This window comes from Catenulispora yoronensis, assembly GCF_039531695.1.
Taxonomy (GTDB): Bacteria; Actinomycetota; Actinomycetes; order Streptomycetales; family Catenulisporaceae; genus Catenulispora; species Catenulispora yoronensis.
This window is the reverse complement of the sequence record NZ_BAAAQN010000219.1, coordinates 1-567: the sequence shown is the minus strand read 5'-3', so window position 1 is coordinate 567 and position 567 is coordinate 1. Positions and strand designations below refer to the sequence as shown.

Annotated in this window: 1 protein-coding gene; it reads left to right on the top strand. The window is 62.3% G+C overall.

Annotated elements, in window-relative coordinates; genetic code table 11:
* On the top strand, positions 1-567 hold a 567-nt coding region (locus tag ABD481_RS46940), incomplete at both ends, for an HAD-IC family P-type ATPase (protein WP_344672373.1).

The window sequence follows — 567 nt, the reverse complement described above, 5'->3', positions numbered from 1 at the left end:
GATATGCGCCTGATTGAAACCCACAACCTGCGGGTGGAAGAGGCGATCCTCACCGGCGAGTCGACGGTGGTGGATAAAATCACCGACGCGCTGGAGGGCGATCTGCCGCTTGGCGACCGGGTGAACATGGTCTTCTCCGGGACCACCGTCAGCGCCGGCGGCGGCGTCGGCGTGGTGACCGCCACCGGCGCGCAGACCGAACTCGGCCATATCAACCAGATGATGGCGGGTATTGAGAAGCACCGTACCCCGCTGCTGGTGCAGATGGATAAGCCCGGCAAAGCGATTTTCGCCATTATTCTCGCCATGATGGTGGCGCTGTTTATTTTCAGCCTCGCGCTGCGGGATATCCCGATGGGCGAGCTGCTGCTGTCGCTGATTAGCCTGGCGGTAGCCGCGGTACCGGAAGGACTCCCGGCGATCATCTCGATTATTCTGTCGCTCGGCGTGCAGACGATGGCGCGCAAGCGGGCGATTATTCGTAAGCTGCCGACCGTGGAAACCCTCGGCGCCATGACCGTGGTGTGCCTGGACAAGACCGGCACCCTGACGATGAACCAGGTGACC